At 67.7% G+C, this 6049-nt stretch carries 8 protein-coding genes and 1 pseudogene; 2 read left to right on the top strand and 7 right to left on the bottom strand.

Annotation, left to right across the window (positions count from 1 at the left end; translation table 11 throughout):
• Window positions 1–703, top strand: a pseudogene (locus tag G4D87_RS32115) (hypothetical protein); the annotation flags it as partial.
• A 78-nt stretch (window positions 704–781) separates the two neighbouring features.
• Here G4D87_RS32115 and G4D87_RS32120 read toward each other — a convergent pair.
• From G4D87_RS32120 to G4D87_RS32140, 5 genes are all read right to left on the bottom strand, one after another.
• Complete coding sequence (locus G4D87_RS32120) at window positions 782–1183, bottom strand: cell envelope biogenesis protein TolA (RefSeq protein ID WP_163786503.1); 402 nt, start codon at window positions 1181–1183, stop codon at window positions 782–784.
• A gap of 167 nt (window positions 1184–1350) precedes the next feature.
• On the bottom strand, window positions 1351–2439 hold the full coding sequence (dapE, locus tag G4D87_RS32125; RefSeq protein ID WP_163786504.1) for a succinyl-diaminopimelate desuccinylase: 1089 nt from the start codon (window positions 2437–2439) through the stop codon (window positions 1351–1353).
• Between the two features lie 25 nt (window positions 2440–2464).
• Window positions 2465–3094 (bottom strand): cupin domain-containing protein, encoded by a 630-nt coding sequence (locus tag G4D87_RS32130; protein WP_205507798.1) that lies wholly within the window; start codon window positions 3092–3094, stop codon window positions 2465–2467.
• Window positions 3095–3155: 61 nt separating this feature from the next.
• On the bottom strand, window positions 3156–3980 hold the full coding sequence (locus G4D87_RS32135) for a 2,3,4,5-tetrahydropyridine-2,6-dicarboxylate N-succinyltransferase (RefSeq protein ID WP_163786506.1): 825 nt from the start codon (window positions 3978–3980) through the stop codon (window positions 3156–3158).
• Between the two features lie 53 nt (window positions 3981–4033).
• Entirely contained in the window at window positions 4034–4351 is a 318-nt protein-coding gene (locus G4D87_RS32140) for a hypothetical protein (RefSeq protein WP_217917774.1), read from the bottom strand.
• 160 nt (window positions 4352–4511) lie between these two features.
• Here G4D87_RS32140 and G4D87_RS40055 point away from each other — a divergent pair, with 160 nt between their 5' ends.
• A complete protein-coding gene (locus tag G4D87_RS40055) occupies window positions 4512–4646 on the top strand; it encodes a hypothetical protein (protein WP_275902316.1) in 135 nt (44 codons plus the stop codon).
• 19 nt (window positions 4647–4665) lie between these two features.
• Here the strand turns inward: G4D87_RS40055 and G4D87_RS32145 are convergent, their stop codons facing one another.
• Together G4D87_RS32145 and G4D87_RS32150 are read right to left on the bottom strand one after the other, a co-directional pair.
• Window positions 4666–5256 carry an imm11 family protein gene (locus G4D87_RS32145; RefSeq protein ID WP_163786508.1) on the bottom strand — a complete coding sequence of 197 codons (591 nt, stop codon included), beginning with the start codon at window positions 5254–5256 and terminating at the stop codon, window positions 4666–4668.
• Window positions 5253–5903, bottom strand: a complete 651-nt coding sequence (locus tag G4D87_RS32150; protein WP_163786509.1) for an AHH domain-containing protein — start codon at window positions 5901–5903, stop codon at window positions 5253–5255. Before G4D87_RS32150 ends, G4D87_RS32145 begins: the two co-directional genes overlap by 4 nt.
• Between the last annotated feature and the right edge of the window lie 146 nt (window positions 5904–6049).

The following is a 6049-nucleotide window of genomic DNA, read 5'->3' on the forward strand; positions in this document are numbered from 1 at the left end:
GGCGCTCACGGCGCTGGCGGTGGATGGCGCCGGGCGCGTGGCGGTGGGCGGCCAGTACGAGGGCACGGTGCGCTTCGGCGACCAGCAGGTGGGCGCCACCGAGGGCGGCAGTCCCTTTGTCGCGCTCTACCAGGGTGGCGCGCTGACGTGGACCAAGGCCCTGAGCCAGGCACGCGGCGCCGTGCGCGACGTGGCGATGGACGGCGCGGGCACCGTGGTGGCCGCGGGCCACTTCCTGGGCACCGTGGGCTGGGGCGACACGCAGGTGCCGGGGCATGCGTTCCGGGAGACCCCCTTCGTCGTCTCCGCCAAGGCGGACGGACAGGAGCGCTGGGCCAAGGGCCTGGGGGACGGGGTCCAGGTGGACGCGCTCGCGCTGGCGCCCTCCGGGGAGCTGATGGTTGCGGGCTTCACCTACAACCGCATCGAGGACGGCGTGGCGGGCAAGGACGGCATGGGCTCGGCGCAGCCGGTGGCCCTGCGCTACGACGCTGCGGGGACGCCGCTCCTCACGACGATGTTCCTGTCGGACCCGCCCCTGCCGCGAGGCGAGCTGTATGGCCTGGAAGCCATTTCCTCCATGGGTGTGCTGCCCGACGGGGACGTCTTCCTCTTCGGCCACACGGACCGCGAGACTGACTTCGGCACCGGACGCCAGGGCTCCGCGCGCGGCGATGTCTTCCTGCTGCGACTGAAGCGCTGAGCGGCGCCGTTCCGGAAATGCCAAGGGCCATGGGAGTCCTGCCCCCATGGCCCCGAAGTGCGTGTCCGCGCGGCTGCCTCAGCGGCGCGTGGTGCGCCGGGCCGACGACTTCCGGGCGCCAGCGCGCGGGGTGGTCCGCTTCGTCGCGGCGGCGCGCGTCCCCGTCTTGCGGGCGGTCCGTCCCGCCGTCCCCGTCTTCCGCGTGGTGGCCTTGCGCGCGCCTCGGCCGGTGGCACGGGTAGCGGACTTGCGCGTGGTGGACTTGCGGGTGGCCGTCTTCCCGCGCGCCGCCGTCTTCTTCGCGCGCGGAGCTCCACGCTTGGTGGTGGCCTTGCGCGCGGACTTCCGCGTGCTGCCCGCGCGTGAAGCGCTCTTGCGCTTCGTGGCGGTGCGGCGCCGAGGCGTGGGCGAAAGGCCCGCCTCCGCCAGGGAGGGAGAGACATCGTCGGTAATCTGCGGATTGACGGACTCGTTCGTCATTCAGTCGGCTCCGGTTGAGGAAGACTGCAGGCGATGCATGAGCAGGGTACGCCCACGCACGCCAGGACGTGTGCGGTGAAGGCACGCAGATGAACGACAGCGGACGAATGACGTGCACCGCGCGCGGGCCTCATGCCCTGGAGGGCATGTCCCGCGATGAGTCCTCGTCAGCCCGCGCCCTTCAGGAAGGCAGCGAGCTTCTCGTACGCGTCCGCGAGCGGAGGAATGGGCGCGCTCTCGTTGGCCTGGTGCGCCTGGGCCGTCTCACCGGGCCCGAAGTTGATGGCATCCACGCCCCACTCGCCGAAGCGCGCCACGTCCGTCCAGGCCTGCTTGGAGGCCGCGGGCAGTCCGGTGAGCGCCATCAACTTCTGGAACAGCGGGTTGCCCGCCACCACCGGGCCGCTGGGCGACGCATCGGTGAACTCCACCTCGGCCCGCCCGGCGACGAGCGCGTGCACGTCCGCCTTCGCCTGCTCGACGCTCTTGCCCGGCGCGAAGCGGTAGTTGAGGTTCAGCTCGAAGGACTCGGGGATGACGTTGCGCGCGCGGCCCCCCTTGGCGAGCGTGGCGTTGATGACCTCGTAGAACGGGAAGCCGGCGACGTTGACCTCCACGCGCTGACGGCCGAGCAGCTCCGCCAGGAACGGCCCCGCCTTGTGGATGGCGTTCTCCCCCTGCCAGGGCCGCGCGGAGTGCGCGCTGCGGCCGGTGAAGCGCACCGTCACTTGCATGGAGCCGACGCAGCCCACCTGCACCACGCTGTCGGTGGGCTCCATGGCGATGCCGAACCGCACCTTCGCCAGGTCCGGCCGCTGCTCGAACAGCGGGATGAGGCCGCTCTCGGCGTAGGCCCCCTCCTCGCGCTCGTAGAAGAGGAAGGCCAGATTCACGGGCAGCGTGTCGCGGCGCAGGTCCTCCGCGAGCGCCATCATCACCGCCAGCCCGCCCTTCATGTCCGAGGCGCCCAGCCCGAAGACGCGCTCGCCCTCGATGCGCGCCTCACGGCCCGCGTCGCTGGGGTGCGCGGGCACCGTGTCCAGGTGACCGATGAGGGCCACCGTGGGGCGCGCATCCTCCAGCTTGCCGAGCAACAGCGTGTGGCCGACCCGGAACACCTCCTCCCGAGGGAAGTGCCGGAGCGCCCAGCGCTCCACATGGTCGGCGATGGGCCCTTCCTGCGTAATGGGGCTGGAGATGCGGCACAGCTCGAGCGTGGTGCGAGCCAGCCGCGTGGCGAGGTCGATGGAAGCCATACGCCTTCCACCATAGCGCCGGGCGTCAGCCGTCCGCGAACGCTTCCTCGAAGCGCGTCACGCCCTCCAGGACGGAGGCGCACAGACACGCCGGCCCCTCCGTCAGCGCCGTGAAGCCATGCGCGCTGCCGTCCGTCTTCTCCAGCTCCTCGCCGGGCCAGACCTCGTGCCCCTCGTCCTCGCGGAAGCCGCCCTCCAGCACCAGGTTCCACTCGCGGCCGTGGTGCGTGTGCCGGGGGTAGCGCACCCCGGGGTGGAGCCGGAGGATGGCGGCCATCGTCCCTTCGCGCGCGGGGCCCGTCTCCACCGGCATCAGCTCCGAGCCCTCCACCGGTCCGGGCATCCAAGCGGCCGGGTCGCTCACGGCGTCCAGCAGCGCCAGCGCCCGCTCGCGAGACAGGTCGAAGAAGGCCGCCACCCGGTCCGCGAAGCGGGCGAGCCGCCCCGGGCCCTCCATCTGGTCCATCAACCGGGACAATACTTCGGGAGGCGGCACCACCAGCGACGCCAGCGCCGCGTGCGTGGACACCAGCCGGTCCGCCGCCTCACGGCACCTCGCGCACTCCGCGAGGTGCTGCTCGACGGCCGCCCGGGCCGGGGCCTCCAGCATCCCCAGTGCCCATTCGGGCAGGATGTCGTCCAGATGGTGCGCCATCGTCCCGTTCCGTGCCGTCACACGCCTTCTACGGCGCGCGAGGGCTGCTGGATTTCAGCCATTACACCGCCACCGCGAAGTCGCGCAGCGCGGCATTGAGGCTGGTCTTCTGGTCGGTGGACTTCGTCCGCTGACCGATGATGAGCGCGCACGGCACCATGTACCTGCCGGCCGGGAACTGCTTCTCCCGCATGCCGGGAATCACCACGCTGCGCGCGGGGACGCGGCCCTTGAAGACGCGCTCCTCGGGGCCGGTGACGTCGATGATGGGCGTGGACGCGGTAAGCACCACGTTGGCGCCCAGCACCGCCTCCTCCTCCACCACCACGCCCTCCACGACGATGGAGCGGCTGCCCAGGAAGGCGCCGTCCTCGATGATGACGGGCGACGCGGAGGGCGGCTCCAGCACCCCGCCCAGCCCCACGCCGCCGGACAGGTGGACGTGCTTGCCCACCTGGGCGCAGCTGCCCACCGTGGCCCACGTGTCCACCATCGTGCCCGCGCCCACGCGCGCGCCGATGTTCACGTAGCCCGGCATCACCACCGCGCCCTTCTCCACGAAGGCGCCGTAGCGCACCGTGCCCGGGGGCACCACGCGCACGCCCGCCGCCTCCAGCCCCTTCTTCAGCGGCACCTTGTCATGGAACTCGAAGGGGCCCACCTCCATCACCTGCATCTCCGACACCGCGAAGAACAGGAGGATGGCCTCCTTCACCCAGGCGTTCACCTTCCAGCCGTCCACGCCCTTCTCCGCCACGCGGAGCTCACCCGAGTCCAGCCGCGCCAGCGTCTCGCGCACGGCGGCCACGTGGGCCGCGTCCTTCAACAACGTCCGGTCCGCAAACGCGGCGGACACCCTCTGGGACAGCTCTTCGATGGGGGCCATGGCGCCTCCTTGAAGCACAAAACCCCGCGCCGCGCCGCACCTGGTTGAAGGGCTCAGGCGGGAGTGGACGCCTCGTCCCGTTCGGCCAGCGGCAGGGTCTGCGTGGGAATCTCCGCGTGTGCGCCCTTGTCCGCCGCCACCACCCGGCCTGGCAATTGCCCCTCCAGGAACACCGAATCCCGGGAGACATGGCGCACGCGGGACAGCGAGAACTCCGTCCACCGCCGGCTGAAGGGCCAGCGCCGCGCGTAGAGGTGCTCGCGGCCAATGAGGGCCACGTAGCCCAGCATCGCCCCGCTTTCGTCCCGAACCCGCAGTCCACTGGTGAGGGAGCGCCGCTCGTAGGGCGACGCGACTGTCGGCCACGCCATGGGTGTCACCTCCTGTGCCCCAAAGCTGGGTGCCCCACGCCGTGCCCGGGAGCGGTCCGACGGTGCCGGGTTCCCGCTCGGTCGCTTGCCCCGCGCAGCGCTTGAATTTTCCCGGGTTTCTTGGATTTTCAGCAACCTTCGGGTCGGGTATCGGACGCTCGTGAGACGCTTGTCTCATCCCTCCGTCCCCCCATGGAGGGCGCATGAGCGCTTCCCCGCGCGAGCGCTCTTCACCGACGCGCAGCTCCGGGCGGACTTCGGCGTCACCGGCAACCCGTCGCGCTCGTTGGAGTGAGCTAGATCGCAGAGGGATTTTAACCGGGTTGCGACGGGGCCTGGTCGAGTTGCTCGAAGCAGAAATTGGTGGGAGGGGGGCTGAGCGTGCCCAATTCCTCCATCATGACTTCGCTCATGAGGAACGAGTATGTGTGTTCTTGCATCCTGAAGAGATGTGGAGCGTGTTCTATTTTTCCTGGGTCAAGGACGGGACGTTGAACCTGGACTATCTTGTCATCGTGATAAACGATGGTGGAGGCCTTCAGGTTGAGGCAGTCTACGGTGCCCAGGGGATTGATGATGAAGTGTTCTGTTGAGGCAACACGCTTCTTGTGATTGCAGATGGTGAGCGGCAGATACTCTACAGGGCCCTTGTTGACTCGCTCAAAGGTCTCCTTGATACGCTTGCTGACTATGAGCATGCCGCATGCGTTTTCGATGAGGTCGGAGAGTTGAATTCCTGTGTAGCGGTCGGCCATGTAGACGCGTGAGTCCTCCGGATAGTCAGTCCCCAGCTTCAATCCCTTCCCGATCTTGTAGCTCTTTATTCCTACTTCGCTGGGGTATTCGTCGATGAAGCAGTAGTTGAGGTTCTCACGAGGCATCAGGTGGATGTAGTAGTAGTTCACTTGGGGCTATATGATCTGATGGCGTTGTTTGATTTTTTATCCAAGGACGGTCCCGCGCTGCCTGGCCGCCCCCAGGCGAGGATGATTTCAAGAAGATTGGATGACAGTGTTTCCAGGCGTGACTTGTCGAGGTCTATGTCCGGAATCGAGTGCTCGTCATCCTTCACTTGCTCGCAGATGGCCTTGTAGTCGTCTATGATTTCGCCCAGTCCCCGAGTCATCGTGCTCACCATGACGTTGTATACGGGGTGGTCTGTGCATGACGCAGGCAGCGACGACGTATCGTCATCCTTTAATTGGATATGGCGTGGCAGGTTGAGCAGCGCAGCGACCTCACGGTCCTGCGGAATCAGCAACATGTTCTTCTTGTGATTGATGTTGTACCTGGCCTTGAGCAGGGCCTTCTGGATCATATTGCTGACCTTGGCCTCCTGCTTCTGGATGACCGAGTCCAGCGTGCCCTTCGGAATCAGGTGGTGGGCGTTGTTCCAGTACGGCCAGGTGTCCTGCGTGAAGTTGTAGCCAGCCGGAATGCGGACCTTGCCCTTGGCGAAGGTCTTTCTCTTGATGGCGCGCCGAGGCCCACCGATGTCCCAGTCTCCCGGCTCCGGAATGTCCAGGTGGGCGCAGTAGCGGTCGGGCGTCATGCCGCCCTTGTTCGCCCGGTAAGGGCTTGAGCTTCAATTACGTGATCGGTTGCGGCCTGACGACGTAGTTCCACTCACCATGAAATTCGGCGGGCGTGATGTTGAGCGCCTTCAGCTCGGAGTTCGTCACGGCGGTCCCGAGTCGG

This window comes from Myxococcus vastator (assembly GCF_010894475.1).
Classification (GTDB): Bacteria; Myxococcota; Myxococcia; order Myxococcales; family Myxococcaceae; genus Myxococcus; species Myxococcus vastator.